Source organism: Acinetobacter sp. USHLN143, from assembly GCF_037145695.1.
GTDB classification, from domain to species: domain Bacteria; phylum Pseudomonadota; class Gammaproteobacteria; order Pseudomonadales; family Moraxellaceae; genus Acinetobacter; species Acinetobacter fasciculus.
The window spans coordinates 13,993-39,576 of sequence record NZ_JBBCWZ010000009.1 but is presented as its reverse complement, the minus strand read 5'-3'; the positions used below and the strand labels follow the sequence as shown (position 1 = coordinate 39,576).

General features: G+C 44.8%; 28 protein-coding genes. 27 read left to right on the top strand and 1 reads right to left on the bottom strand.

Features of this window, described 5'->3' with window-relative positions:
- Window positions 1-2 precede the first annotated feature (2 nt).
- From WFH18_RS04380 to WFH18_RS04255, 26 genes are all read left to right on the top strand, one after another.
- The gene (locus tag WFH18_RS04380) at window positions 3-455 is read left to right on the top strand and encodes a hypothetical protein (protein ID WP_224215531.1); all 453 of its coding nucleotides are present in this window, start codon (window positions 3-5) and stop codon (window positions 453-455) included.
- Window positions 452-889 (top strand): HNH endonuclease, encoded by a 438-nt coding sequence (locus tag WFH18_RS04375; protein ID WP_005251550.1) that lies wholly within the window; start codon window positions 452-454, stop codon window positions 887-889. The genes WFH18_RS04380 and WFH18_RS04375 overlap by 4 nt, the downstream gene beginning before the upstream one ends.
- A gap of 89 nt (window positions 890-978) precedes the next feature.
- The gene (locus WFH18_RS04370; protein WP_017397829.1) at window positions 979-1,158 is read left to right on the top strand and encodes a hypothetical protein; all 180 of its coding nucleotides are present in this window, start codon (window positions 979-981) and stop codon (window positions 1,156-1,158) included.
- A complete protein-coding gene (locus WFH18_RS04365; RefSeq protein WP_336754644.1) occupies window positions 1,148-1,291 on the top strand; it encodes a hypothetical protein in 144 nt (47 codons plus the stop codon). The genes WFH18_RS04370 and WFH18_RS04365 overlap by 11 nt, the downstream gene beginning before the upstream one ends.
- 46 nt (window positions 1,292-1,337) lie before the next feature.
- The gene (locus WFH18_RS04360) at window positions 1,338-1,853 is read left to right on the top strand and encodes a hypothetical protein (RefSeq protein WP_336754643.1); all 516 of its coding nucleotides are present in this window, start codon (window positions 1,338-1,340) and stop codon (window positions 1,851-1,853) included.
- 76 nt (window positions 1,854-1,929) lie between these two features.
- On the top strand, window positions 1,930-2,280 hold the full coding sequence (locus tag WFH18_RS04355) for a hypothetical protein (RefSeq protein WP_336754642.1): 351 nt from the start codon (window positions 1,930-1,932) through the stop codon (window positions 2,278-2,280).
- Window positions 2,281-2,282: 2 nt separating this feature from the next.
- Window positions 2,283-2,513, top strand: a complete 231-nt coding sequence (locus WFH18_RS04350; protein ID WP_336754641.1) for a hypothetical protein — start codon at window positions 2,283-2,285, stop codon at window positions 2,511-2,513.
- Between the two features lie 3 nt (window positions 2,514-2,516).
- Complete coding sequence (locus tag WFH18_RS04345) at window positions 2,517-4,175, top strand: portal protein (RefSeq protein ID WP_336754640.1); 1,659 nt, start codon at window positions 2,517-2,519, stop codon at window positions 4,173-4,175.
- Window positions 4,172-4,696, top strand: a complete 525-nt coding sequence (locus tag WFH18_RS04340; RefSeq protein WP_336754639.1) for a Bbp19 family protein — start codon at window positions 4,172-4,174, stop codon at window positions 4,694-4,696. Before WFH18_RS04345 ends, WFH18_RS04340 begins: the two co-directional genes overlap by 4 nt.
- Window positions 4,689-5,327, top strand: a complete 639-nt coding sequence (locus WFH18_RS04335; protein ID WP_336754638.1) for a hypothetical protein — start codon at window positions 4,689-4,691, stop codon at window positions 5,325-5,327. The genes WFH18_RS04340 and WFH18_RS04335 overlap by 8 nt, the downstream gene beginning before the upstream one ends.
- 14 nt (window positions 5,328-5,341) lie before the next feature.
- A complete protein-coding gene (locus tag WFH18_RS04330; protein WP_336754637.1) occupies window positions 5,342-6,241 on the top strand; it encodes a phage capsid protein in 900 nt (299 codons plus the stop codon).
- A 74-nt stretch (window positions 6,242-6,315) separates the two neighbouring features.
- Window positions 6,316-6,618: an Acb2/Tad1 domain-containing protein gene (locus WFH18_RS04325; protein ID WP_336754636.1), complete on the top strand. Its 303-nt coding sequence runs from the start codon at window positions 6,316-6,318 to the stop codon at window positions 6,616-6,618.
- A gap of 61 nt (window positions 6,619-6,679) precedes the next feature.
- On the top strand, window positions 6,680-7,243 hold the full coding sequence (locus WFH18_RS04320; RefSeq protein ID WP_336754635.1) for a hypothetical protein: 564 nt from the start codon (window positions 6,680-6,682) through the stop codon (window positions 7,241-7,243).
- Window positions 7,243-9,267 carry a phage nozzle protein gene (locus WFH18_RS04315; RefSeq protein ID WP_336754634.1) on the top strand — a complete coding sequence of 675 codons (2,025 nt, stop codon included), beginning with the start codon at window positions 7,243-7,245 and terminating at the stop codon, window positions 9,265-9,267. Before WFH18_RS04320 ends, WFH18_RS04315 begins: the two co-directional genes overlap by 1 nt.
- A 2-nt stretch (window positions 9,268-9,269) precedes the next feature.
- Entirely contained in the window at window positions 9,270-9,722 is a 453-nt protein-coding gene (locus WFH18_RS04310) for a GNAT family N-acetyltransferase (RefSeq protein WP_336754633.1), read from the top strand.
- A 2-nt stretch (window positions 9,723-9,724) separates the two neighbouring features.
- A complete protein-coding gene (locus WFH18_RS04305) occupies window positions 9,725-10,111 on the top strand; it encodes a hypothetical protein (RefSeq protein ID WP_336754632.1) in 387 nt (128 codons plus the stop codon).
- Complete coding sequence (locus WFH18_RS04300; RefSeq protein WP_336754631.1) at window positions 10,111-12,144, top strand: methyl-coenzyme M reductase; 2,034 nt, start codon at window positions 10,111-10,113, stop codon at window positions 12,142-12,144. Before WFH18_RS04305 ends, WFH18_RS04300 begins: the two co-directional genes overlap by 1 nt.
- The gene (locus WFH18_RS04295) at window positions 12,144-15,323 is read left to right on the top strand and encodes a hypothetical protein (RefSeq protein ID WP_336754630.1); all 3,180 of its coding nucleotides are present in this window, start codon (window positions 12,144-12,146) and stop codon (window positions 15,321-15,323) included. Before WFH18_RS04300 ends, WFH18_RS04295 begins: the two co-directional genes overlap by 1 nt.
- A gap of 87 nt (window positions 15,324-15,410) precedes the next feature.
- On the top strand, window positions 15,411-15,668 hold the full coding sequence (locus WFH18_RS04290) for a hypothetical protein (RefSeq protein ID WP_336754629.1): 258 nt from the start codon (window positions 15,411-15,413) through the stop codon (window positions 15,666-15,668).
- 67 nt (window positions 15,669-15,735) lie between these two features.
- Window positions 15,736-18,261 (top strand): hypothetical protein, encoded by a 2,526-nt coding sequence (locus WFH18_RS04285; protein ID WP_336754628.1) that lies wholly within the window; start codon window positions 15,736-15,738, stop codon window positions 18,259-18,261.
- Window positions 18,262-18,327: 66 nt separating this feature from the next.
- Complete coding sequence (locus tag WFH18_RS04280; protein ID WP_336754627.1) at window positions 18,328-18,636, top strand: hypothetical protein; 309 nt, start codon at window positions 18,328-18,330, stop codon at window positions 18,634-18,636.
- Complete coding sequence (gene terL, locus WFH18_RS04275; RefSeq protein WP_336754626.1) at window positions 18,636-20,324, top strand: phage terminase large subunit; 1,689 nt, start codon at window positions 18,636-18,638, stop codon at window positions 20,322-20,324. The genes WFH18_RS04280 and terL overlap by 1 nt, the downstream gene beginning before the upstream one ends.
- A 9-nt stretch (window positions 20,325-20,333) precedes the next feature.
- Window positions 20,334-22,715, top strand: a complete 2,382-nt coding sequence (locus WFH18_RS04270; RefSeq protein ID WP_336754625.1) for a hypothetical protein — start codon at window positions 20,334-20,336, stop codon at window positions 22,713-22,715.
- 97 nt (window positions 22,716-22,812) lie between these two features.
- Window positions 22,813-23,076: a holin gene (locus WFH18_RS04265; RefSeq protein WP_336754624.1), complete on the top strand. Its 264-nt coding sequence runs from the start codon at window positions 22,813-22,815 to the stop codon at window positions 23,074-23,076.
- Window positions 23,060-23,602, top strand: a complete 543-nt coding sequence (locus WFH18_RS04260) for a glycoside hydrolase family protein (protein WP_336754623.1) — start codon at window positions 23,060-23,062, stop codon at window positions 23,600-23,602. The genes WFH18_RS04265 and WFH18_RS04260 overlap by 17 nt, the downstream gene beginning before the upstream one ends.
- Entirely contained in the window at window positions 23,603-23,974 is a 372-nt protein-coding gene (locus WFH18_RS04255) for a hypothetical protein (RefSeq protein ID WP_336754622.1), read from the top strand.
- Between the two features lie 154 nt (window positions 23,975-24,128).
- Here the strand turns inward: WFH18_RS04255 and WFH18_RS04250 are convergent, their stop codons facing one another.
- Complete coding sequence (locus WFH18_RS04250) at window positions 24,129-24,440, bottom strand: hypothetical protein (RefSeq protein ID WP_336754621.1); 312 nt, start codon at window positions 24,438-24,440, stop codon at window positions 24,129-24,131.
- A 282-nt stretch (window positions 24,441-24,722) separates the two neighbouring features.
- On the opposite strand from WFH18_RS04250, the gene WFH18_RS04245 reads away from it, so the two are divergent.
- Window positions 24,723-25,574 (top strand): 3'(2'),5'-bisphosphate nucleotidase CysQ family protein, encoded by an 852-nt coding sequence (locus tag WFH18_RS04245; protein ID WP_004646729.1) that lies wholly within the window; start codon window positions 24,723-24,725, stop codon window positions 25,572-25,574.
- The last annotated feature ends 10 nt before the right edge of the window (window positions 25,575-25,584 follow it).

The following is a 25,584-nucleotide window of genomic DNA, read 5'->3' as shown; positions in this document are numbered from 1 at the left end:
CTATGGGAAGTTCTATGGGGCTGCAACTAGTGGGTGGGGAGTGTGGAGAGGGGGTATATACGAACTCTCCTCGCGCGCGCGCGCGTTTTATCAATCTGCATACCAAAAAGAAGGTCAAAGAGTTCAAGTTAAAACTTCGAAATTACAAACGTCCAGACTTCAATCGCATGATTCTGGACTTAGGCAAATGCGGCTGGACACACGAAAAGATTGCAGACGTTCTGCCGGTGTCTGGTGCTTCTACCGTTTCTGAATGGGCGCGTGGTGGCGTTCCGAACTATGACAACGGCCATGCATTCATTTTGCTATGGCAAACAGAGACAGGTATTGATCGCTACCCATTGGAAGGTGAATGGATGACATACAAGTACAAGATTGGCCAGATGGATATTTTTGAAGACGGCGGCCTGTGTGATCAGGTCATTGATGAGTTGGATCGGGAGTTAGGATTGTGAAACTAACTAAGCAGCAGCGCTCAGAACTAAAGATGAAATTTGGCGGTCACTGTGCTTATTGCGGTGACCAATTGGGTGATAAATGGCATGCAGATCATATTGAAGCGGTGAAGCGTGATTTTGATATGAAAAAGTGCGAAAAGACGGGTTACATGATTCCTGTGTCTAATGGGGTTTTATTCAGACCTCAAAATGACACCTTGGAAAATATGAATCCATCTTGTGTACCTTGCAATATAAATAAATCTTCAATGTCTTTGGAGTCATGGCGTAGATCAATTGCCCATTACCGTGATGTTCAATTACTGCGTGATAGCACTCATGCGCGTCACTTGCATCGTTTTGGATTGATTGAGATCAAACCTGATCCTGTGGTGTTCTTTTTTGAAAAGTTGGGTGGTGCTCAAAATGCCTTGCGAGGTGGCCATGAGTAGCGATTCGGTTTTTTATATTTGCGGAACAATCCTAATTTTGGCGTATTGGTTCAAAGAGCCAATCAGCAAGTTTATAGGGGGTTAGGATTGTGAGAGATTTTAAGGTTGGCCAAACAGTAACGCACGACAGTCCATGCTGGAAACCACAAGGCAAGCTAACCATTGTAAAAGTAGATATTGGCCGTCGTAGTGGATTAAAAATTATTACTGCGACGGATGAAAGCGGAAAGGAGTTCACTGCTGTAGAGGGGGTATTTCATGCCACCTGACTACACCCATATCGAACATGACGGCACGCCGTGGAAGGAATCCAACGGCGATTGGTTTTACTGGCGTGAATTGTGGGGATGGATTCAGTATGTCGGGCCGAAGAATAGTAATTTTTTTAATAAGTTTAGGTAAGGTCAGTACAATGACTACTTAATCAAAACATTAGAGGGTTGTTTAGATGGATTTATGTGTGGTTGATTGGGAAATTATTAAAGATATTTTAATTGCATTAATTGGGGCTGGAATACCGTCTTTTGTTGCTTGGCGAATATTTAAAAATTGGAGAGGTCAAAAAGGGGCTGAGGTTATAGCAAATGAGGCGAAACAGAATATTCAGGATATTTTAGAAATTATCAAAGTGGTTGGCTTAATACGAAAAAAAAGTTTTGATTCAGAAAGATCCAAAAACTTTGGCGATTTTAATAGACTTTATGAGTCTGTAGTCAGAAGTAGTTTATATATTGATGATTGTGTTGAGATTAAGGACTTTAGAAAATCAATTGATGAATTCTTTGATTGTTGTCTTAACTTTAAGCGGTTTGAGAGTCTGTATCGGCATCATGCACAGGAAAGTAAGTTTGTAGAGCATGTGGACGGTGAAATTAATGTAATTCAAATAAAAGGCGTTAATATCATTAATACTTTGATTCCCTATTCTATCTATCAAAAAAAATTCAAGTTTAGAAAAAAATAATATAGCTTCGATACCCAACAAACCCCAACACCCATACCCCCACAGTAACCCTATCAACCAACGATAGGGTTTTTTTATGGCAGCTCGCAAAGTAAATACACCAGGTGCAACAGAGAAAGCACCAGAACCAGTCAGCACAGCCGAACAGGCCGATGCAGCGTTAGAGCACATCACAGGTCAGGATGCTGAATCACAAGACCAGTCTACTGATGAAACCAGTTCACTAGGTACACCAGTTGAACCAACTGCAGAAGAACTGGCCGCTAAAAAGGAATATGAAGAATTCCTTCAATGGCGCAAAAACAAAGGTGAATCAGCACAGCCACCTACACAGCATGCACCTACATCCAATGTACCTGCCGACCCAACAGCAAAGCGCACGCGCCAAGTTGTAGGTCCTAATGGTTGGATCACCGAGGAGTACTAACCATGTGTGGTGGATTTATAGGTAAGGCTATTAGCACTGTAACGGATGCCATTGGCCTGACTGATACCAAGGCAGCATCAAAAGGCTATGACGCTCAGGCAGCAGAAGCCAAAGCCCGAGCAGAGGCACAGACAGCAGAAAACGAGCAGGTGGCACAGCGCAAAAAGCGTAAAGCTTCTGAAGTGCTTTCTTCTGCATCTGATGACGAAAAGAAAAAAACACTAGGCGGTTAAAGCATGAGTGATCGAGCAAATCAAATCTGCAAACGGTTGAGTGAACTTCAGGCAGAACGTGCCAAATATGAAGCACACTGGACTGAATGCTACAAGTACGGAGCACCTGAACGCCAACAGTGTTTCAGTGGTGGTTCAGGCTTGGAAGGCACAAGAGAGAAACAGCGTGCGGATCTGCTCGACTCAACCGCTGCTGAATCTATCCTGGTATTCGTATCTAATCTGATTGCAGGTACCACACCTGCAAACGCGATCTGGTTTAAAGCTGTACCTGATGGTATGGACAATCAAGCCGAACTCACACCAGGTGAGCACTGGCTTGAGCAGGTCGCACAGTTCTTATTCCGTAATATCCATGGCGCGAACTTTGACAGTGAAATCTACGACATGATCATTGATTTTGCCGTTGCTGGTTGGGGTGTGATTTATCAGGACATTGACCGCGAAAAAGGCGGGGGATTCATGTATCAGTGCTGGCCAATTGGTGAATGCTTTGTTGCGTCCACACGTCCTGATGGTCAAGTGGATACGATTTATCGTGAATACACCAAAACTGCTGCGCAGCTGGTGAATGAGTTTGGTGAAAACAAAGTAAGTGATTCTGTGCGTAGAGCTTATGAAAGCCGACCAGATTCGACCTTCAAAATCGTACATGTGATCGAACCACGCAAGGTCAAAGCACCAATGACCAACCGTGTATTGCTGCCAAAGAATATGCCGTTTGCTTCATATCATGTGGAGGTGGACAGCAAATCCATGCTGAAGGAATCAGGCTACAACGAATTCCCATGTGCGGTACCACGTTTTAGAAAGATTCCAGGCAGCGTGTACGGGATCGGCATTATGTCCACGGCGTTACCAGATGCTAAATCAGCCAATGCCTTGATGCGTGACACCTTGCGCAGTGCTGAGATTGATGTACTTGGTTTCTGGATTGCTGAAGATGACGGCATTTTAAACCCACGTACTGTGCGTATCGGTGGCGGCAAGATCGTAACTGCAGGAAAGGTGGATTCAATGAAGCGTCTAGACAGCGGCAAAGGCTTTCAGGTCGCAGATCCGTTACTGGATCGCATTCAATCCAGCATACGCAGAAAGCTTATGGCTGATGGGATGGCTCAGCATTACAACACACCACCGACTGCGGCAGAGATTTATGCACGTGTCGACATGATCCGGCAGCAGCTGGGGCCGTTATATGGTCGTGCACAGGCTGAATTGCTTGTTCCGATTCTTGATCGTGCTTTTGGTCTGGCATATCGGGCAGAAGTACTAGGCGAAGCACCAGAGGATCTACAGGGCCGTAACCTTTCATTCAAGTTTATTTCACCACTTGCACGTGCTCAGAAGCTTGAGGAAGTGGCCAGCATTGAACGTCTTATGGCTTCACTTGGATCAATTATTGAAGTTGCTCCGGATGCACTGGACAACATCAATCTTGATGCGGTACCGCAAGTACTGGCAGCTGGTCTAGGTGCACCAACTTCAATCATGCGTACCACGGATGAACTTCAGGCATACCGTGAGCAGAAAGCCCAGGCACAACAGCAGGCAGCTGCACAGGAACAAGAAGCGGCCATGGCACAACAGATGACAGGTGCCATTACTCAAGGCATGGGTAAAGGCTTGGAAGCACAAATGGTCAGTGAGGTGATGCAATGATTTTAATTATCGCCGTTCTGGCCATCCTCTTACTGATTGCGTGTTGCGGCTGGTGGAACTGTTACCGGTCTAAGCAGCTTGTAGAAGCTGTGAGCGAATTTAATAAAAATGCGGTTAATGAGCTTCAGATTTGGCTTTATGAAGAAAAGCAAACAGTTGAAGCACTTGAGAGTGAGCTTGCCGATCTTAAGGCCCAGCCTGATCAGGAATTTAAAGAACTAGTCCAGGAGCAAGAGGACGAATTAGGCTTTGGCCACCACGTCAAATGGCGTTCACATCGAAAACCAACGGCGCTGACCTATCAGATGCATTTCGATATGGACGTTAATGGCCAACGAATTTTAGAAGAACTCACTGTGCGATTTAAACGCAATGCTTTCACTGATAACGAACGTGAGACATGCCGCCGTTTGGGCCGTGCCGAAGTCGTGGATTTCATTATTAACCGAATTAACACAGCAAATGACCCTCGCTATGACGAGAGCCTAGAACTAGCACACATGGAGCAAAACAATGAATGAACAACAAACAACTGACACACCAGACGTTCAAACAACTGAACAGACTCAAACTACAACACCACCTGCAGGAACAGAAACGCAAACGGTGCCAGGTACTGAGACAACACAGCAGAACCCTGCTGAACAAGAAACGCAAACAACTGAAACAGATCCAGCAAAAGCGGTACCAGAATCTGCCGATGCCTATAGCGTTTCAATTGATGGCTTCGATTTTGATGCATTTAAAGAAGATAACGCTGAAGTACTGCAATCATTCCATGCCGAAGGCATGACCAATAAGCAGGTTGAAGCGGTCGTTAAAGCCTATGAACAGCATCAATCCGTTCAGATGGAAGCACTGCAGGAAGAATGGGGCAATGACTTTGGTGCAAATGTGAACCTGGCTAAACAGGCCATTGAAGCATTAGGTTTTCAGGCTTCGGATCTAGACTCACCAATTGGTGCGTTAAAGCTGGCAGCTGCTATTGGCAAGCATATTCAGGAAGATTCACCGCCATTTAACACACAGCAAAACGGTGGAGAATCCATTCAACAATTAATGCAGTCGGAAGCCTACTTGAACGACAAGCATCCAGACCATAAACGCGTCTATGCACAGGTTGAACAGGCTTATGCGAAGCAATATCAATAAGGGGGATTTAGCCAATGGCTAACCAAAACAAAATCACAGCGGCGTTTGTTCAACAGTTCCATGACACATACGACGTTGCGGCACAGCAAAACGAATCACGACTGCTTAAAACCGTTGTAAACCGTGGAAAAATTGAAGGTGAGTCATTCACCGTCAATGACATGGGCGCAGTGGAAATGCAGGCTTCTGGTGCTCGCTATGGTGACACTCAGTGGACTCACCCAGATGTAGGTGTACGTACCGCGTTAATGTCTGATTGGGATCTATTCATTCCAATTGAACCGCGTGACCTGCCTAAGCTAAAGGCAATGCCGCAAGACAAATACATGAAGTTATTGATCAGCGCACGTGAGCGCAAGATTGACGACATCATTTATTCAGCGCTTGTGGGTCCAGTGACTCGCAAAGTGGTAGACGATGCCGGTACAGCAACTGTTTCAACAGTGAATCTACCAGCTGAACAAATCATTGCACCGGCTTTAGGTACGCTGAAGCAGCAAATCACCAAAGCAAAATCATTATTCCGTGCGAACGAATGTGATGAGCAGAACGGCGAAGAAATCTTTATCACTTACACCTCTGATGTGCTTAACGCATTCCTGAATGACACCGTGCTGACCAACTCGGATCACGTCAACGTTCAGATGTTGCAGAACGGTGCAGTAGGTCACAAGTGGTTGGGTGTGACTTGGGTTGCTTATGAAAAAGTAGGTCAAGGCGCTACAGCTGGAACCAAACGTCTAGCAATGTACTGTAAGTCTGCCGTTCATTTCGGTGATGCAGATATTACCAGCTTCGATATCTCGACTCGTCCGGATAAGAAGAACGTAAAACAGGTTGGTGGCGTTCATTCATTTGGTGCTGCACGTGCCAATGAGAAGAAAGTCGTAGCGATTGACTACACACCGGCTTAATTAAAGGGGCTTTGGCTCGGCATCTTGGGCATGGGGTGTCGGGTCTTTTTTAATAACTAGAATGGGATAAAAAGATGGAAAACCAACATCAAAAAATCAAAGGCTATCGTGATCTATCACAGGCTGAAATTGACCTAATGAATGAAGTCAAAGCACTTGGCCCACAGCTTCAAGCTGTAATTGAAAAGGTTCAGAAGCATATTGCAACCCAGCGATATAACTGTCGCTGCGATGCAAATATGCAAGTTCTAGATGTAGAGGAAGATCGTCGCCTTGATGCAGCTACTCCAGAACGATTTGCCGCTATGGCTAAGACAGACTTTCAGACTGGTCTAATGTATCTGGTTCGCGCTGTAGCCCAACCAACCAGTTTCTAAAGACACCCAACAAACCAAACCTTAAAAGCCTTCAAGATCATTAAAACTTGAGGGCTTTTTTATGTCTATTACAGCCAGAACATCCATCGTCAACCATGCTTTAAGTCTGATCGGTGATCAGAATATTGCATCATTTGATGAGAACACAGCACGTGCTGAACGCTGCCGCAGTATCTATGACCAGGTGCGAAAATCAATTCTCCGTGATCATCCGTGGTCGTGTGCAAAAAAACGAACCATTCTTGCACCGGTGACAACTTATCCGGCCTTTGGTTATACCCATTCTTTTCCATTGCCACGTGACTTCATCCGGATCGTCAGCGCCAATACAGAAAAATATGAGGTCGAGAATCGCTACATTTTAGCCAATACCAAGCGGATCAATCTTGAATATATCTTTGACAATGATAACGAAGATTCTTGGGATTCAATGCTGGTTGAAGCCATGTCACTCAAGATGGCCGCCAAGCTATGCAAACCGAATACCGGTAGCGATGCAGCAGGGCAATCGGCAGAAGCGCAGTACCGGGATCTGATCAAGCGTGCACGTACGATCAATGCGCAAGAACGACCTTCTGAAGACATTGTGTATGAGGAATCACGCTATATTGGGAGTCGCTACTAATGAAGCAATGGCTGCTTAAAAATAACCTGTCCAGCGGTGAGCTATCACCGTTACTGCATACCCGAACTGATGTGCAGCAGTATGGCAACGGCGCTAAAAAATTGCTTAATGTAATCCCACTGGTGGAAGGTGGCGCAAAGAAACGACCAGGTACTAAATATCGGGGCATCTTTGCTGGTGCATTGCGTCTGATCCCTTTTGTACCGAACTCGGATAATCCATTTCTATTGATCCTAGGGATAAACACAATTCAGGTTTATAACCCTTTGACGCAATCCGTGGTTCATACAGGAAGTACGCCGTATAACACAGTGGCCAAAGTTGCACAGATCCAGGTGGCACACTCACGCTATCGCATGTTCTTTGTCCAGGGCGATCATCCGGTACATCGTCTGGTCTGCAGTAAGGACTTTGATAACTGGAACTTTGATCAATTCACTTTTGTCACAGCGCCGGTGGATGAAATCAATACCACACCTAACGTGGCATTAAAGCCAAATGGCACAGATGTTGGTAAAACCATTACGCTGACCGCTTCGTCATATCCGACCTGGAAGAGTACTGAAAACTACATCATTGGTGAGCGTGTTATTCATCTGCTTAAAACATGGGAAGCGGTAGCAGATAACTCTGCATCCGAGCCGACAGATCTGAATGATAAGTGGCAGGAAGTCGCCTGGTATGATATTCCAGTCTTTAATGCTTCTCACATTGGCGCAATTGTAAATATCAACGGTGGTCAAGTCCGTATTACCACAATCACATCGGGCACAGTGGCTTCAGGTGAGGTGCTAGTAAAACTGAATGCAGACGTTCAAGCTATTGCCAAATCATGGACCTTAAATACTGCAGCGTTTACTGCGGCCACTGGCTATCCATCCACAGTGACATTCTTTAAACAGCGTCTGGTCTTCGCCAATACCAAAAACAACCCGAACCAGTTATGGGTTAGTGCAATTGGGAATGATGGTGACTTCTTGGAAGCAACGGACGATGCCAGCGCATTTTCTATGGCTTCATCTTCTGCGCAGGCAGATAACATTCTGCACCTAGCACAACGCGGTGGTGTGGTAGCGCTTACTGGTGGCTCTGAGTTCCTGATCAGTTCAGCCGGTGCATTTACGCCAGCATCTGCCCAGATTGAACAGCACACAACCTACGGCGCACAATCCAACGTCCGTCCGTGCCTGGTCGGTAATGAGCTGCTATTTGTTCAGCGTGGCGGTAACCGCTTGCGTGCCTTATCGTATCGCTATGAAGTAGACGGTCTGGTCAGTCCTGAACTATCCGCAATTGCTCCACACATTGCAGAAGATCATGGCGGTATCAAGGAACTAACCTATCAGCAAACGCCGTATAGCCTGGTCTGGATGGTACTCAATGATGGCAAGGTGGCCAGCATTACTTTAAACCGTGATCAGGAAATGAATGCCTGGGCACAGCATGACTTTGGTGGAGCTGTTCGCTCAATCTGTGCCTTGCCACAAGCCGCCGGCAATGACCTGTGTTTCATGCTGATTCAGCGTAAATCATCCGTGGTGCTTGAGCAGCTGGACGAAACATCATTCATGGATTGTGAGATTGCTCATAACGGCGCATTAGCAAACAGAAACCTGCATAACAGCACACAGTACCGATTCCAGAATGTAGATGGTTATTTCTATGATGACAATCAGCCAACATCCGGCACATGGTTTGCTGGTCAGCCGTTCAATATGGAAGTGGAGTTCTTGCCACCAGATCACAGCCAAGTTCCAAATACTGCAATGTTCCATAAGATCCAGGCGCATGAAACGGTCTTATATGTGCGTAATTCGATTGGTGGCCAGTGCAATCAGTACGATCTGGAACATAAGTCATTTAACCAGTCTGCATTCCAGAACCTGACCTATACGGGGCCGGTCAGTGTCAGCATGAATGGCTGGTCAACCTTGCACGAAATGGAATTAAAAATAACACACAACAAACCGCTACCTTTCCACGTCCAAAGTGTAGCTATGTTGGTATCAATGAATGAGAGATAAAGATGCTTGTACGTGCAGCAACACTAGAAGATTTAGACACGCTTGTTGACTGGGGCAAGCGTCTAACCAATGAATCCCCACGGTTTAAGAAACAGGGCTTTGACGAAAAGCGGGCTAGAAATGTATTTGCTTATCTGATTGATAAACACGGATCAATCCTGATGGTGACAGATGAATACTCGAATCCGGTCGGCACATTAATTGGCGCATTAGATACTGACTGGCGCACAGGACAAACACTGGCTTATGAACAGGGGCTTTATGTTCTGCCTGAATATCGTAAATCAGGTGCAGCCAGTGATCTGATTGAAACATTCAAAGTATGGGCGGCTATGAATAAGGCTGACCGTATTCAGGTCGGCACCATCACCGGTATTCATGCGGATCGTACTGTAAGTCTATATGAATCATTAGGCTTTGAACTGGTCGGCTATGTGCTGGAAATGGAGGTCTAATCATGTGCAATCCAGGAGGAATCATGCAGGGCGTTCAAAACATGGCAAATGCTCAACAGGCAGATGCTGTGTCCAAAGGTAATGCCAAAACTATCAACTCAGTGGCACGTGCAGAAGCCGAAAAGATGAAGCGGCAAGGCAAAAGCAATGCTTCAACAGCACGTGCACAGGCTGCGGAAAATGGTGTGAATGTTGATTTGGGTGCAGCAGCAATGCTTCAGGATGAGCATGTTTCTGATGCAGCCTATAACGCATCAATCAATATCTCAGATGCTGGATATCAGGCCAAGCAAGTTCGTATGCAAGGCAAGATGCAGCGTAATAATTATGCAATGCAGGCAGCTTCTGATTTTGTGAATGCAGCAATGCCAAAAGGAGGATGGAAATAATGGCGTTAATTCCAAAATCTCAAGGTCGGGATACGTCTCGACCAGTCATGCAGCAACACACGCCAATGACTGGACTCGGAAGTATTGGTAAGGCAGTAGACGGCATCATTGAGGAGCGCAGACGGAAATCCGATGAAGCCGATGTATCTGCCAAACGTGCAGAGCTTTATCACAATGATCTAGCAGAGAAAGAAGCCAAAGTTAAGCTAGATGATGTACTGACGACCGAACTATCAGAGCAAGTGACATTGCTTAAAAACGATGTGGCCAACGGCGCAATGAATGCTGATGTAGCCAATAAAACATTACAGCAATGGTCTGAAAAGCGCTTCAAAGATATGGAAGGTGAGTTGCCCGGGCATGCACACCAGGCATTAAGTCAGCATTGGTCCAGCAATGTAAGTCGTAATGCTACTGCTTTCCTGCCTTTGCAATTAAGTGCGGATAGCAAGAAAGGCGAAGTGCTGGCTGATCGTTATCTTGAGATCGGCACACGTATGGATCGTGAAGCCGGTGCTGAATACGTCAAATCCAATATTCAAAGCTTGAACATACCGGAAGCACAAAAACAGGCACTGATTTATAAATACCAAGGCACACGTGATCTGCAAGATATTGACGGACGTATCACCAGTGCCATTGAAAATAAGGACACGGCCAGCCTGCAGCAGCTTGTCACTGAAATGGATAACGGTGGTTTTGGTTATACCGATGGCCCAACACTGCAGCAGAAAAAAGCTCAAGCGCTGAGCCGGATCGATGCAATCAATAAACAGGTTGAAGTTGAGGAAAATAAGCGTCTGCAATTAGCCGGCAAAGTTCTGAATGATTTTAAATCTCAGGTGCTGACTGGTCGTGCTTTAGATGATGATTATCTGGCAAGTGTAGGCGGTGCAGTGGTCGGTACTGAACATGAAGCCGAATATAACTTCTACAAATCACAATCAAATAACTTCCAGCAGTTTTCCAACCTGTCTACAACTGAGCAGCTAAAGCGTATCAATGAACAGAAGGCACGTGCCAAGAATAGCAAGACCACTGATGCTGTGAATGAGGAAAAGATCTTAGGCGTGTATGAGTCGATCCATAAGGAAAAGACAGAAACGCTAAAGAACAATCCAAATCAAGCCGTCCGTGAAGCAGGTTTAGAAACGCATAGCCTGAATGCTGGTGAACTGAAATCCAATCCTAAATCATTTGCTGCCAAAGCGATTGATAACGGCGTGAGTCAGTTGGCGCTTAAAGATCCAAACATTGTGGTGAAACCGATTGCTGCAGAAGATCTGGCAGAAGCCAAGCAAGCGTTTGAAGCGAAGTCTGTGAATGACAAACTGGACTTCATTGGCGAACTCATCAACCAGTCTAAAGGCGTACCCAATGGCAGCAAGATCTGGTCTGCAACCATGGGGCAGCTTGGCGGTGGTGATCTAACATACCTTATGGCGGGTGTAGCACGTGCTAACAACTATCGTTCAGAACAAGGGGAAGATGTAGCAGCAGCGATTATTTCAGGTACTCAGGCGCTTAAAAATAAGCAGCTGATCATGCCGAAAGATGATCTTCTAAAAACAAAGTTTAATGAATATGTGGGTAATTCTGTATCTGGCGAAACTGCCAATATGACGTATTCAACATTCAAATCGATCTATGCGCATTTGATGGAGCGTGGCAATGCACAAGGTGGAACAAACGAAACCATTGAAACCAGTATTGCGAATGCGGCTTTAAGTATGGCTACAGGTGGCGTATATGACCAAGGCTTAAAGTATGGTACCGGCAATAAAACATGGAAAGTATCGAAGCCATACGGTATGGATGATGACCGTTTTGAAAGTGAAGTCAGCAAAGGCTATGCCGCGATTTCTCAGGCCACTGGTATCAGCACAGCCGAACTGGAAGATTTACGCCTGCGCCGATCTGACAAGCGATCTAAAAAAGGCGAGATCCAATATGACCTGATCAATGAACGTGGTGCGCCGTTGCAAGTGGGTGGCGTGATGTGGCGGATCAATATGCAGGGAGCAACCAAGTAATGAGTAACTGGCTATCTGAATACTCAAGCAGTGATCAAAAGCAGGTTGATCAACTTAATGCGCCAGGTGTGAGTTATGCACCCATTGAGCAAAAAGAAGAATCCAGCGCATTGTTTAAAGTGGCTGCACCGTTTCGTGGTGCGGCAGCTGGCTTTGCCAAAGTCGGTGATGCTATTGCTGCGCCAGTCGATGCCGTTGTGGACCGTGTTTCATATTCCCTTGATGATGTGGGCAAAGAGGAATTTAGCGAGCCGTATTCTGCCTATAAGGAGCGTAAGCAGAAGGCGCGTGATGATCTGGTATATGAATCTATTGAATACTTAGAGGATAAAGAGAATACCGGGACAGTAGGGCGTATTGGTTTTGCTATTGGCGATTATGCTACACGTGCGGCCGCTGGTAGTGCTGTAGCAGGCCCATTGGGTGCGGCAGCTGTTACCGGTGCATCTGAGACTAACTATGTCTATGGTGATTTAACCCGGGAAGGTGTGGACGAAGAAACCGCTTTAAAAGTCGCTTTGACTGATGGTGGTGTAGCTGCTGCATCAACCTTTCTACCTATGTCGTATGGCTGGAAAGGCACAGGTGGTGTGATTAAAGATGGTCTGCTTTCCGTGGGTGGGGCATCTGGTCTATCCATTGGTGGCCAAGCTATATCGGGTGCAATTCTTAAATCTGAAGGCTACGACAAACAGGCGAAAAAATACGAAATCACAAACGAATCAGTCACCACAGATATTGGGCTAAATATTCTATTTTTTGGTGCAGCACGTGGTGCAGGTAAGTATTTCAATAATCCCGATGTCACACCAGAACAGCAGCAGGCAGCATTGGTTTTAAATGAATTGGAGTTTGAGGAAACACTGGCACCAGTGAAGCCAGCCAATCCAGTTCAGGCTAATAACCATTATAAAAATATGGATGCCGCAACTGAAGCAATCCGTATGGGTCGGCCAGTGAATGTTGTCCATGAAGTTAAAGGGGTGGATGACTCAGGTCTTAGCGAGCAGCACTTAAAAATCAAAAACGCTTACCAAGAGCAATTCGACAAGGACTTAAAGGATTGGGACTACAATGATTTTTCATCCATAGGAATGCAACAAAACTGGGCTGGCGACCCAGGCACACAACTAAGTTCTGCAGAGTTGTTGTCAAGCATTAAACTACAAGCTCCAATGATTAAAAAAGCTATTTTATCTGGAGTGGAAAAAGGCAAATCAACCGAAGAAATTATGCTTGATGTTTATAAGTATCAAGATAAAGGGTATGCATTTAAGCAAAGCGGCGTTTCTTCTCTGGAAGCACTAATTGAGCATACGCGGCTCAAGATGCAGCCCAAAAAAGCCAATTCTAAAGCTTTAAATTACGACACCATGGCTCTACCAACCAATGCCAAAACGATTGCACGTAAAGCACAACAGGCCGGGATTCCTCCAAATGTAGCTTTAACCATTGCCCATATTGAAACGGGCGGTTCATTCAGCCATACAGCCAAGAATCCAACATCATCCGCACATGGTCTGTTTCAGGTGCTGGATAAGTCGTGGAGTAACTTGGGCGGCGGTGATCGATCCAATATTGATGAGCAGATCCGTATCGGCTTCAAGCACATGAAGCAGGCAGAAAGCCATATTAAGAAAAGTATTGGCCGTGAACTGCAACCGCATGAGCATTATTTAGGGCATTTACTTGGACCAGGTGGAGCGTCTGCAGTATTAAAAGCAGATCCGAATGCAAAGCTGATTGATGTGGTTCGTAAGTACGATCCAAAGAATGCCAATAATATTGTGAAAAACAATGCCATGGAGGGCATGACAGTCGGGCAGGCTATTGGCAAATGGCGTAATAAGTGGAACAGTCTAAGCGCTCGATATGGTGGCAATGGCACCAGTACTGCAATCGGCATGGATGGCAGCAGCTATGACATGGCTTATGAGGTCAAATCACTGGATGAACTGATTGCATCAAATGATCTGGCTTATGGGGTGAATCCGCTTTACCCATCTGAACTGCAACCGCGTGACCGTACTCGGGAAGCATCACGCCAACAGATTGAACGTATGGCTGAGGATCTACGACCTGAGTTGCTTGGTGAATCTCCAAAACTGTCTGATGGTGCACCGATTATCGGCATGGATAACGTGGTGGAGTCAGGCAACGGACGTACGCTGGCCATTGCAAAGGCTTATGAATCGGGCCGTGCTGAAGAATATCGGGCCTTTCTGGAACAGTACGCGGCTGAACGTGGTATCGATATTGCTGGTATCAATAATCCTGTTTTAGTCCGGACACGCTTAACCGATACCGACCGTACGCAATTCGCAAAACTGGCCAATGAATCCGATGTGGCGCAGTACTCCGCAACCGAACGTGCTGTGAGTGACTCAGATCGTCTGCCTGATGCTTCTTTGCTGAAGATCAACAATGATGGCTCAATTAATTTAGATGGCTCTATGGACTTTGTACGCGGTTTTGTAGGGTCATTGCCAAAGTCAGAACAGGGTACAGTAATTACCGGTGACGGACGTTTAAGCCAGGAAGGGAAACGCCGTATTGAATCTGCGATGATGCAACGCACCTATGAGGATTCATCACTGATTGGTCGTATGGCTGAGAATCTGGATGATGACAGCAAGACTGTATTGAATGCCTTGCTGCGTGCTGCACCGCAATTGGCACAGCTTGATAGCTTAGTGAGACAAGGTGGCCGTCATCAAAATACTTTGGCCAAGGATCTGGCACAGGCAGCGCAAAAGCTCAGTGACCTGAAAGCCAATGGCCAGACCGTACCAGATTATTTAAATCAAGGTCAGCTCATCGATGATGGACTTTCACCTGGTGCGCGTGACTTCCTGAATGTCTTTGACCAGAACAAGCGTAGTACAAAAGCTATTGGTGAGAATATTCAATCCAGGATTGATGAAATCGATGCTATGGGTGATCCGCGACAAGGTTCATTGTTTGGTGATGGTCCAGAAGAATCAGCCGCTTTAGATATCATCATGCAGAATCCAGATCAGCAAATTTCAGTCAGCCGTATGCGCCCGGATGGGGAAATGGAAGAAATTACAATGACCTTGCGTGAACGACTGGATGAACTGGAAGCGGAAGCACGTCAGGCACAAGAAGATACTTTGGCCGCACAAACAGCCATTAGTTGTGCTTTACAGTTTGGTTGACTATTAATTTGAATTAATTAGTATTTTGTATTATAAATTGGGGACTTAATAATTTGTGAACAGCTTAAAATATTCAGGAATAAATTTATGAGCGATCAAAAAAAACACTGGTACATTGTACATGGATCATTTAAAAACCCGAATCTTGAACATGATCTTGATCAGAGCTTCAATGGAGATTTTAGCTTAAGTTCTTCAAAAATTACTAAATCAACTTTGGAGAAAGTACGTCTTTCTTTAGTGGATTTTATTAAAAATAACAATCCTGGAGTGGCGGTTAAAGATTTCCGGATTAACTCAATTTCATATCTTGGTGAGATGACCCAAGAAGAGTTTAACTCTTAGTTGATCACTCAACAAACCCAACCTTAACAAATGCTCAGATGATGGAAATTATCTGGGCATTTTTATTATGAAAGACCAATGCAAGGCCGCCGTAGCTAAAGCACTCGGCAAGGCCACACTAAACCAGCAAGAAGCCACCGATATTGAAAACCGGATCAAGGACGCGATGAAGTCTTTGGCCAAACAGGATATCCAGAACTGGCGCAATTTATCCGATGCTGAAAAACTGGTGAAAGCCGGTGAGTTTGTGGCACAGGATATCCAGGCGCAATTAAAACAGAAGCATGCTATTGCAGCACGTGACATTCTGACCCAAAACAAAAACCTTGCCTTGCTGGATCATCCGACACTATCAGCCAGTGAAGTCGTAGACCGTATGGTGGCAGCGCATGGTGATATGTCCGGCATTCAGTCAATTGATTCCAAAGCACGTGCCATTGCATCCGTTTACCGTGGTGATCTGGTGGACTTCTATACCAACATCAAAGGCGGTTTAGGTGTATTTACTGATGCAGAGCTGGTGCAAAAAATTGTCCGTGAACGCTTCAATGACAGTACCGGCGATCCTTTGGCCAAGAAGATTTCAGACAAAATGGGCGAAGTCTTTGAAGGTATGCGCGAACGCTTTAACCGTGCCGGTGGTGATATTGGAAAACTGGATGATTGGGGATTGCCGCAGACACATAGCCTGGAAAAGATCGTATTAGCTGGCAAACAGGCATGGGTGCAAAAAGCAGAAGGCTTAATCGACACTTCAAAATACGTGCATGAGGATGGCACGTATTATTCACAGCAAGAGATCCGGGAGCTGCTGGAATACTCATTCGATACCCTGAGCAGTAACGGTGCCAATAAAACCGAAATTGGCCGTCAGTCCTTTGGTGGTAATTCTAAAGTCACATCACGACATAGTGAAAGTCGTGTGCTGCATTTTAAAGATGCTGAATCATGGATGGAATATCAGTCTGAGTTTGGCGGCATGCCATTTGTAGACTTAGTGGAAGCACATATTAACGGCTTATCCAAAGATATTGCACTGGTGGAAAATCTTGGTAGTAGTCCTAGAAACTCCATGCGCATATTGATGGATGCAGCAGAGCAAAAGGACTGGCAAAAGGGTATTGATGCAAACGACACAGGCAAGTCACGTAAACGTGCACAGACCATGTTTGACGAGTTTTCAGGGCAGAATACACCGCAATCCGAAGTGCTGGCCAATATGGGTTTAGCGTATCGATCAATGAACGTGGCATCTATGTTGGGTGGTACCACAATTTCATCCGTCACCGATCAGGCCATGATTGCAAAAACTGCATCGATCCATGGCATCGCCTACCGCAAAACCTTTGGTGAACTGATTTCACAGCTTAATCCGGCAAATAAAGAAGATCGTCAGATGGCGCACAGCTTGGGTCTGGCTACAGAAGAAATGCTCGGCTCTATCGCACGTTGGTCGGATGATGGATTGACCTCGGTGCATGGCAAGTCACAGAAACTGGCTCGGGTATCTAGTGGGATTGCTTCACAGGTTATGCGCATATCTGGCCTAAATGCACTCACAGCAGCTTCAAAAGTCGGCTTTACCAAGATGCTTATGGAGAAGTATGGTACTTTGACCCGTTCTAAAGCATGGGCTGATCTGGACGCAATGGATCGTGAACTGATAGAAAAAACCGGACTAAACGAACGAGCATGGGAGGTCATGCGCCTGGCTGATCCGGTTGTGGATCGTAAAGGCAATCAGCTCATGTCCGCACGTTCAATCTATGAAATTCCAGATGACCAATTAACAAAGTTTGGCGACCCACAAAAGGTACGTGACGAAGTAGCCACACAATTTCAGGCACACTTACTGGATGAACAGGGAATGGCCGTGGTTGAAGCCGGATTACGTGAACGTACATGGATGAGCGCAGGACAACGAAAAGGCACAGGCATGGGTGAACTTGTGAAGTCTATGCTTCAGTTTAAGTCATTCCCAGCAGCATTTTTAATGCGTCATGGTTCACGTGCAATGGCGCAGGATGGTGTGAAAGGCAAAGCAGCTTATGGCGTTTCATTGTTTGCTATGACCACACTACTTGGTGCACTAGCGGTACAGCTTAAAGAACTAGCCAATGGTAACGATCCTTCGACCATGTGGGATAGTGACGATCCGCAGAAGGCTATGAACTTCTGGACACGCTCAGCGGTTCAGGGCGGCGGTCTATCCATCTTAGGTGACATTCTGGTTGCTGGTACCGATACTTCAGGGCGCAGTACTTCGGACTTTATGGTGGGGCCATTGGGTTCTGATGCTAAAGCTGTGCTCGGTTTGACTGTAGGCAACCTGACGCAGTACTACGATGACAAGGACACCAATGCATCTAATGAAGCATTCCGTTTGCTCAAGAACAAGATCCCTGCGCAAAACCTGTGGTACACCAAAGCTGCGACTAATCGCCTAGTCTTTGATGAAATGCAGGACATGATTGCACCGGGTTATCGTGAAAAATTATTGCGGAAAGCAGAGCGTGAGCACGACCGGACGCGCTTCTGGGGTGACGATGTAGGTGATATTCAGATGCCTGATTTTGAGCGTGTCATAGACTAGAGAAAATACTCATTTTTCATGTTTTTCATCCCCTGTATATATGGCCTATATACGGGGGATTTTTTTATGCGTGATGACCAGATAGAGCGAATCAAATTACTTTCTGAAGAAATTGCGGATGACATGGTAAGTACTGCGGAAGCTGCTATTGGTACTGATATCAAAACAAAAGTAGGCCGTGGGGATAAATCTTTTTTGTATGGCATCGTCAAAAATCAGGCTGGCGTTATGGCAACTCTGCAACGTGTACTTGATGTCAAATCTGGCAAGGTTCCACCAATTAGCGCAACAGCAGCAACACAGGAGAAATACGAGCAGCAACTGATTAAAAAAGCCGAAGAAGCAGCCGCAAAACTTAAACAACGCCTTAGCTAATGACTAAACCAAAGATCTCATTCTTAGCGTTCTTTCTGCTTTGGGCTGAGCTGCAAGGCTGGAAAGTTCCGCTATTCCATGTTCAGGTCTGTGTATTCCTTGAAGTGTTTTATCTTAAAGGGCGTACAGGCTTGCTTATGCTTCCGCGTGGGCATTCCAAGTCAAGTATTCTGGACGTATTTAACGCCTGGGTAATTTACTGCTGGCCACACACACAAATTCTGCACCAAGGAACAACTGATTCAGATGCATATAAGTGTTCAAAAGGCACACGTGATGTACTGGAAAAGCACCCGCTGTGTATTGATAATCACAATGTCAGTATCCGTCAGGGTGAGATTGAACGCTGGTTCGTGAATGGCACGCTAGATGTTCGATATGGCACCATGCTGGCCAAAGGAATTCTGTCTGGTGTTACAGGCCATCGTGCGCACTTCATCCAGAATGATGACGTTGAGACACCGCAGACCACAGCCAATCCGGAGCAGCGCGAAAAGCTGCCGAAAAAACTATCTGAGCAGACACACATTGCCATACCAGGTGCAAAGAAACTTTGGATCGGAACACCGCATACCCACGATTCACTGTATGAAAAAATCAAAAAACAAAGAAAGGTGGATAAATTAATTCTCAAAATGTTTGAGCATGAAAAACGTTTTGAGGATACCCAGAAGGGCCAGAAGGTTTTACTTGATTTTGAGCCTGTTCACGGCTTTTCTGGCATTGGCGTTGGTGCAAAGTATCTGCATAAAGGTGAGCATTACACTTTCCGCAAGCTAAAAAATGTCTGGGAAATTACACTCCTTGAATCAAATTATGTTGTCGATTTCTATTCTGAAGGGCTTTGGGAGGAACGATTTACACCGGAAGAAATGGAATTCCGGCGCGAAGAATGTAAAACCCTGAATGAATGGGATTCACAGTATCAGATGCACGCCAAACCTATTGGTGATGTACGTCTTGATCCAGACAAGATTCTGGCCTATGACTGTGAACCAGTGCTAAAACGCGCCAATGGTGAATACTTCATGATGCTGGGTAAACGCCGTATTGTCGGCATGTCGGCTAAATGGGATCCTTCAAGCGGTAAGCTTAAATCTGATATTTCATCCACTGCATTGGTGCTGCATGACGACCTGGGGAACAAGTACTGGCACAGATCAATTGCCTTGACTGGTCCCGATATTATTACCAATGAAAATGGTGAAATTATTGGCGGTCAGGTATGGCAGCTCTGCGATCTGATTGAAGAATTTCATATTCCGAAGATTGTGATTGAAACTAACGGCATTGGTGGCTTTGCTGGTTCCTCACTTAAAGCAGCTTTGAAGAAGCGAAAACTTCGTTGTGGCGTGGAAGAACGTCATGCATCACAAAATAAGAATAAACGTATTTTGGAAAGCCTTGAAGGGCCACTTATGTCTGGTCTACTTTGGGCACACATTTCGGTGCTTGTTGTCGCCAATCCAGATGGTAGTGAAGAAGATGCGCCAGCAGCTAAACAGATGCGTGAATGGAATCCAGCCGTAGCCAATCAACCAGATGATTACATGGACTCAGCAGCAGGTGCAGTCGTAGACCAGCCGGAACGCGTAGGCAAAATACACAGAAATAACGAGGTCAATGAAGGCCCTAATTGGAGAGGGAATAGTGGCGTGATTGAAGCCACTCTAGACTTTGAAAATTAGGGGCAGATCATGGCAGTTCCAGAACAAACGCCGTATATCGAACACACTGGAAATGGGGTTACAACTAGTTTTTCGCTAGGGTTCCAGTGTGAATCAAAAGATCATTTAATTGTATTGGTGGATGAAATTGAACCACCGATTGCAACGTGGAGTCTGACCGGTGGCAATGTGGTATTCACCACTGCACCAGCAGCTGGTAAAAAGATTACCGCACAACGGAATACGCCATTTAGTCGCAATGTTGATTATCAGTCCTACAATAATTCATTCCGCCCACCTGCGGTAAACAAAGACTTCGATTGGATCTGGTGGAAGCTGCAAGAGCTTGGCGTTGCTGATTGGATTTTAAGTAATCGCATTAACGATCTGCGTGCTTATGTTGATAAGCAAGATAATGTCTTGCAAGACAATATTGATAGCTTAAAAAATTATGTTGATGACAAGGATGATGAACTTCGAAATTATCTTTTAAATGCAATTCAGGAACAAGGCGTTGCGCTTGATCAATTGGAAGAATATTACAGCTATCTAATGCAGCAACTCGCACAAGTCGCAATTGATCGCGGTTGGGCTGCTTCATTTATCGTATCGGCGGATGGATCAACGCAGCAAGAAATCAACGATTTTGGTGGTGCTAAGTGGCGGAATAAGCCGCTTGGGTATGATATTGGCTCTACCGTAAAGCTTGAAAATGGCGACATTGTAAAAAGCATATCTACAGCAAACACAAATAACCCCAACACCATAACAACAGGCTGGATTAAAGAAGTTCACACTACGAACCTGCGCCAGTTCTTCATCAAGGGTGACGGTTCAGATGAAACTGCAAAACTACAAGGAGCTATAGATTTTTGTTTGGCAAATGGTGTCGATGTTATTGATTCAGAGAACCTACGCATTAAAACAACGGGCACAATCATAATCAACAAAGCAATCAAAATCATAAACAACCTACAGATTGATTGTCATCATGACCAGATCGGCTTGTTGTGTCGCCCTACTGCCGCTAACTTTAAGACTGACGATGTGCAGGGTGAAGTCCTCAATTTGGACGTATCGGTATTCAGGCATAAGTATTATGACGTACCTACTGCTGTGGGTATTCAGTTATGGAATTGCTATACAGGTGTCATTAGATACAACAGCGCAAACAGACACTATGACGCACTGCAATTGAGAGCAGACCGAAATTCCGGCACAAGTTACTGCACACTCTATCTCGGAAATATTAAGAGCTGCTCAGGTGGTGTCTTAATAAAAGAGAATTATGCTGATGGTGGCTGGGTAACTCAAAACACTTTCTATGACGGTAATTTTGGTGGAGGCGGGGACATACGCCCTTATATGCGCTATCACATAATGCTCGATGGAACTTCATTTAGTCATAACAGCAATAACGTGTTCTTTAGACCTTCGCTTGAGGGCTGGATGACGCACGGTGTAATCGCAAGAAATACAGCTAACAATACAATTCTGTATCCTTACATCGAGATGCCAAACGCTACTTATTATTGGGATATTGAATCAACAAGTCAGTCGTTCCAGATCACAGGCGGGAATGGTGTTGCGGGGCCGCTAGTTGGTGGTAAGTGGAGAGATTTTGGATCGTACACACGCATTCAAACGACTGGTTTCTCTGGTCAAGGTGCTTTGGACTACATGAACGGCACATTTTATGAGTACGTTGATAAATTCCGACCCGCGCGAGAGCAAGTAAAACCTACTGCAAGTCGGGGACGAGTTTCCGTTGGTTTTAAGACACACAAAAGTATCACGCATTCGGTGGCAGGCGGTTTAACAATTGATTTAGCGGAAGCTGATGCGTTTGCTATCACAGTAAGAGCAGACCTCACCTCAATTACATTTACGAACATGGATTTGGTGCAACCTCTTGAAGAAAAGACCATCACCTTTATTCAAGAGGTTGCAGACCTTGTAATTACACCGTTCTCTGCGACTATTCGAGGGAGTTTTAGCAATCCACTGTCACGCAATAACGCACAACACATCTACACATTACAGCGAATGCGACACACTGTCGCATTGGGGGTTGTAGATTGTGCTACAAATGTTGATGTAAACGGTGCGGTTACACACAGTACAGCGGGTGCTTTAACACTAAACTTTAATCTTGGTGATATGATTACTGTTACTGCTAATGCTGATATTACAAGTATGAGCCTACAGCAGGCTAACAGCCTAAAGGTGGGGGGAACAAGAACAGTTGTTTTTGTACAAAACTCCACAGGGGTAACAATTAACGCTTTCAGTCCTACTCAGCTAGGGCAAGGCAAAGCTAACCCCGTTCCGCGTCCTAATGGTGTCGATGTTTATACATTGATGCGTATGGAATCGGGAGCAATTGTTTGTACAGGTGTTTATAGTTCTTAGCGGATCTGATCTTGTGAATAATTAACACAACAAACCACCACCGACCCTGATCTTTAATGAGATCAGGGTTTTTTAATGTCAAAAATTGGGGGGCGGCATGTCCGATCAGAAATCAGCAGCAATGGAAATGGCAGCGACTGTTTCATCCGCTGCATCAAAAACAACGTATGCAGGAGCCGCTTCTGGTTTTGTGGCATGGCTTGCTTCAGTCGATGTCCTGGCTTGGATGGGTATCGCACTTGCTTTGGCAGGCTTCGTTGTGAACTGGCACTACAAGCGACTAGAAAATAAACGAGCCGATGAGATCCACAAACTAAAAGTAGAGCAATGGGAGAAATATTACGATGTCAAACAAGACTAAATACTATGTGATTGGTTCTTCTCTTGTGCTTGCCGCAGGGATGTGGATCACTGGTCCAAGTGAAGAACAGGTGCAAGCTACAGCAATAAAAGAAGGTTATACATCCAAGCCAGTGATTCCGGTTAAAGGAGATGTACCGACCATTGGCCACGGCACTACAGTCTATCCGAATGGTATTAAGGTCAAAATGACTGATCCAGCGATTGATCGCAAACAGGCCTTTGAATATCTCAAATTGCACATGAATAAGGATGCACAGCGATTTAACAAAACCATTCTGAATATTCCAATTTCCCAGCCTGAATATGATCTCTACCTAGATTTCACCTATCAGTACGGCACTGGTGCTTGGTCTGGATCTTCAATGCTTCGTCACTTGAAAGCACGTGAATATGTCCAGGCATGTAAATCACTTTTGAAATGGAAATATGTGGCCAAACGTGACTGTTCAATTCGTTCTAACAATTGCTATGGGGTATGGACCCGACAAGTTGAACGCTACAACAAATGCATGGGAGTGAACTAAATGCCATTTCTATTGCTGATCTGGAACAACAAACGCTGGTCCATGATTGTGGCGCTTTGCATCGTGATCCTTTGCCAGCTCTTTCAGGCCAATCGTTTAGCCGGGGATCTGCGCAAGGCTGACGTGAAGTGCCAGGACAAAATCAATAAAAAACTTAAACCGTATCTCGATGCTGAAAAGAAAGCACAGGAGCTGGCCAACCAGGCAAGTGAACAATATGAAGAATCAAAAGAAGTTGAGCGCGTTAAAACCGAAGTTATTACACGTGAAGTGCAAAAGATCGTGGAACGTCCTGTTTATATCCACACTAATTGCTTTGATGACGATGGGGTGTCAGCAGCCAATGCCGCTGGTAATACCGGCCAATCTTAAAACGCCTTGTCCTGATCTACTGGAATTAAAGTCAGGCCAAGCAAAAGAAGTACTGCAGGTGATGGTTGATGATCGACGAAAATATGTAGATTGTCAGTCCAGGCATAAGGCTGTTATTTCAATTATAGAAAAGCCCTCCAAGTGAGGGCTTTTGTTATTTGAAATTCTTAAAAATTAGATTTCTCGTGAACTCAGCTACAGCCAATTCTTGCAACTTTTCAAAACTTTCAAAATTTGTATTCTCATTAGTGAATTTATTTAAATCTTCATCTGAAATATTTTCTAAATCTTCTTGAGAATTTATCGTAAAACCTCCTTTTTCAAGGAACTCTTGAAAGCTTTGGAAAGGTGTGTGCTTCTTAAAAAAAGTGTCGGAATACACATCAGTAAGCGGAACAGATGGAGTTTCTGACAATTTCTTAAGATTTTCTCCCAAAGTTGCTAAATTTTTAAAATTATCTGCCATTATTTTAACCATTATTGTATGAGGAATATTCTTTATAACAGCTTAATGCTTCAATTTCTATTTTATGGAGTTTAGCTTCAAATTTTAAACTTTAAGATAATGGCTTTTTGCTTATAATGAATCAGGTATATTTTTGAATGTGTACAGTAGTGTGTACATAAATATTTATAAAATTAAATATTAAATAAAAAATATATCTAAATTAAACGTTTGCAGTCTTAACCATCCATATCGAAAATTATGGTAGGTTTTTCAGAGCATTTTGACATATTTAGGTTTTCTATGTTTAAAGCAACAGCAGCACCACAAGATCCAATGATTTTGCAGTTTGTGCCCATTTTGACACAAGCCTGTGAAATTTTGCGAGAAGAATATCAGCGTTATTGTTCTGGTGCAGCTTTTGATGTCATCAAAAAAAATGATAATTCTCCGGTGACTCAGGCAGATTTTCGGGTTAATACTTATCTGACCCAAGCTTTGGCAGAGATTTCCAGCTTGCCTTTACTGTCTGAAGAAGGACAGGAACATGAACGCCGCTCATGGTCAGAATTCTGGTTACTGGATCCGTTAGATGGCACTAAAGAGTTTTTGCACCAGCGCCCCGAATTTACCATTAATTTGAGTCTGGTCAGAGGCAGTTTGACCACTTTTGCCATATTGGCGGTTCCAGAGCAGCAACTGATTTATTTCTGTCCTGAGCAGGGCTTGCCTTATAAATATGATATTCAAACTAGAACATGGTTTGCTTATGCAATGTCTTCGACATCTAAAATGATTGCTGTAGGGTTGAGCCAAAGTAGCCAGCAGAAACCGAAATATCTCGAATATTTACAAAGTTTGGCCAAGCTCACGGACTACACTGAATTTAAAGCGGGCAGCGCTTATAAATTTTGCATGATGCTGGAAGATCAGGTGGATATCTATCCACGTTTTCATCCGACCTCGGAATGGGATACCAGCGCTGGTCAATGTATGCTCGAACGGATTGGGGGTGGCTTGGTCGATTTAGAAGGTCGCCCATTTATTTATAATCATCGGGATACTTTGCTGAATGGCGGATTCATTGCTTATAAGAATAATGATATGAAAATTATTGCATTGCAGGCGGTTTCTGACATGCAGGCCGAGCATTGAGCAAAATTCT

Coding starts and splice junctions, on each gene's coding strand:
- terL (WP_336754626.1), top strand. CDS start 18,636: ATGACTAAACCAAAGATCTCATTCTTAGCGTTCTTTCTGCTTTGGGCT.
- WFH18_RS04245 (WP_004646729.1), top strand. CDS start 24,723: ATGTTTAAAGCAACAGCAGCACCACAAGATCCAATGATTTTGCAGTTT.
- WFH18_RS04320 (WP_336754635.1), top strand. CDS start 6,680: ATGTCTATTACAGCCAGAACATCCATCGTCAACCATGCTTTAAGTCTG.
- WFH18_RS04335 (WP_336754638.1), top strand. CDS start 4,689: ATGAATGAACAACAAACAACTGACACACCAGACGTTCAAACAACTGAA.
- WFH18_RS04295 (WP_336754630.1), top strand. CDS start 12,144: ATGAGTAACTGGCTATCTGAATACTCAAGCAGTGATCAAAAGCAGGTT.
- WFH18_RS04315 (WP_336754634.1), top strand. CDS start 7,243: ATGAAGCAATGGCTGCTTAAAAATAACCTGTCCAGCGGTGAGCTATCA.
- WFH18_RS04380 (WP_224215531.1), top strand. CDS start 3: ATGGGAAGTTCTATGGGGCTGCAACTAGTGGGTGGGGAGTGTGGAGAG.
- WFH18_RS04265 (WP_336754624.1), top strand. CDS start 22,813: ATGTCCGATCAGAAATCAGCAGCAATGGAAATGGCAGCGACTGTTTCA.
- WFH18_RS04365 (WP_336754644.1), top strand. CDS start 1,148: ATGCCACCTGACTACACCCATATCGAACATGACGGCACGCCGTGGAAG.
- WFH18_RS04280 (WP_336754627.1), top strand. CDS start 18,328: ATGCGTGATGACCAGATAGAGCGAATCAAATTACTTTCTGAAGAAATT.
- WFH18_RS04285 (WP_336754628.1), top strand. CDS start 15,736: ATGAAAGACCAATGCAAGGCCGCCGTAGCTAAAGCACTCGGCAAGGCC.
- WFH18_RS04260 (WP_336754623.1), top strand. CDS start 23,060: ATGTCAAACAAGACTAAATACTATGTGATTGGTTCTTCTCTTGTGCTT.
- WFH18_RS04305 (WP_336754632.1), top strand. CDS start 9,725: ATGTGCAATCCAGGAGGAATCATGCAGGGCGTTCAAAACATGGCAAAT.
- WFH18_RS04360 (WP_336754643.1), top strand. CDS start 1,338: ATGGATTTATGTGTGGTTGATTGGGAAATTATTAAAGATATTTTAATT.
- WFH18_RS04330 (WP_336754637.1), top strand. CDS start 5,342: ATGGCTAACCAAAACAAAATCACAGCGGCGTTTGTTCAACAGTTCCAT.
- WFH18_RS04300 (WP_336754631.1), top strand. CDS start 10,111: ATGGCGTTAATTCCAAAATCTCAAGGTCGGGATACGTCTCGACCAGTC.
- WFH18_RS04310 (WP_336754633.1), top strand. CDS start 9,270: ATGCTTGTACGTGCAGCAACACTAGAAGATTTAGACACGCTTGTTGAC.
- WFH18_RS04270 (WP_336754625.1), top strand. CDS start 20,334: ATGGCAGTTCCAGAACAAACGCCGTATATCGAACACACTGGAAATGGG.
- WFH18_RS04340 (WP_336754639.1), top strand. CDS start 4,172: ATGATTTTAATTATCGCCGTTCTGGCCATCCTCTTACTGATTGCGTGT.
- WFH18_RS04255 (WP_336754622.1), top strand. CDS start 23,603: ATGCCATTTCTATTGCTGATCTGGAACAACAAACGCTGGTCCATGATT.
- WFH18_RS04345 (WP_336754640.1), top strand. CDS start 2,517: ATGAGTGATCGAGCAAATCAAATCTGCAAACGGTTGAGTGAACTTCAG.
- WFH18_RS04325 (WP_336754636.1), top strand. CDS start 6,316: ATGGAAAACCAACATCAAAAAATCAAAGGCTATCGTGATCTATCACAG.
- WFH18_RS04350 (WP_336754641.1), top strand. CDS start 2,283: ATGTGTGGTGGATTTATAGGTAAGGCTATTAGCACTGTAACGGATGCC.
- WFH18_RS04250 (WP_336754621.1), bottom strand. CDS start 24,440: ATGGCAGATAATTTTAAAAATTTAGCAACTTTGGGAGAAAATCTTAAG.
- WFH18_RS04355 (WP_336754642.1), top strand. CDS start 1,930: ATGGCAGCTCGCAAAGTAAATACACCAGGTGCAACAGAGAAAGCACCA.
- WFH18_RS04290 (WP_336754629.1), top strand. CDS start 15,411: ATGAGCGATCAAAAAAAACACTGGTACATTGTACATGGATCATTTAAA.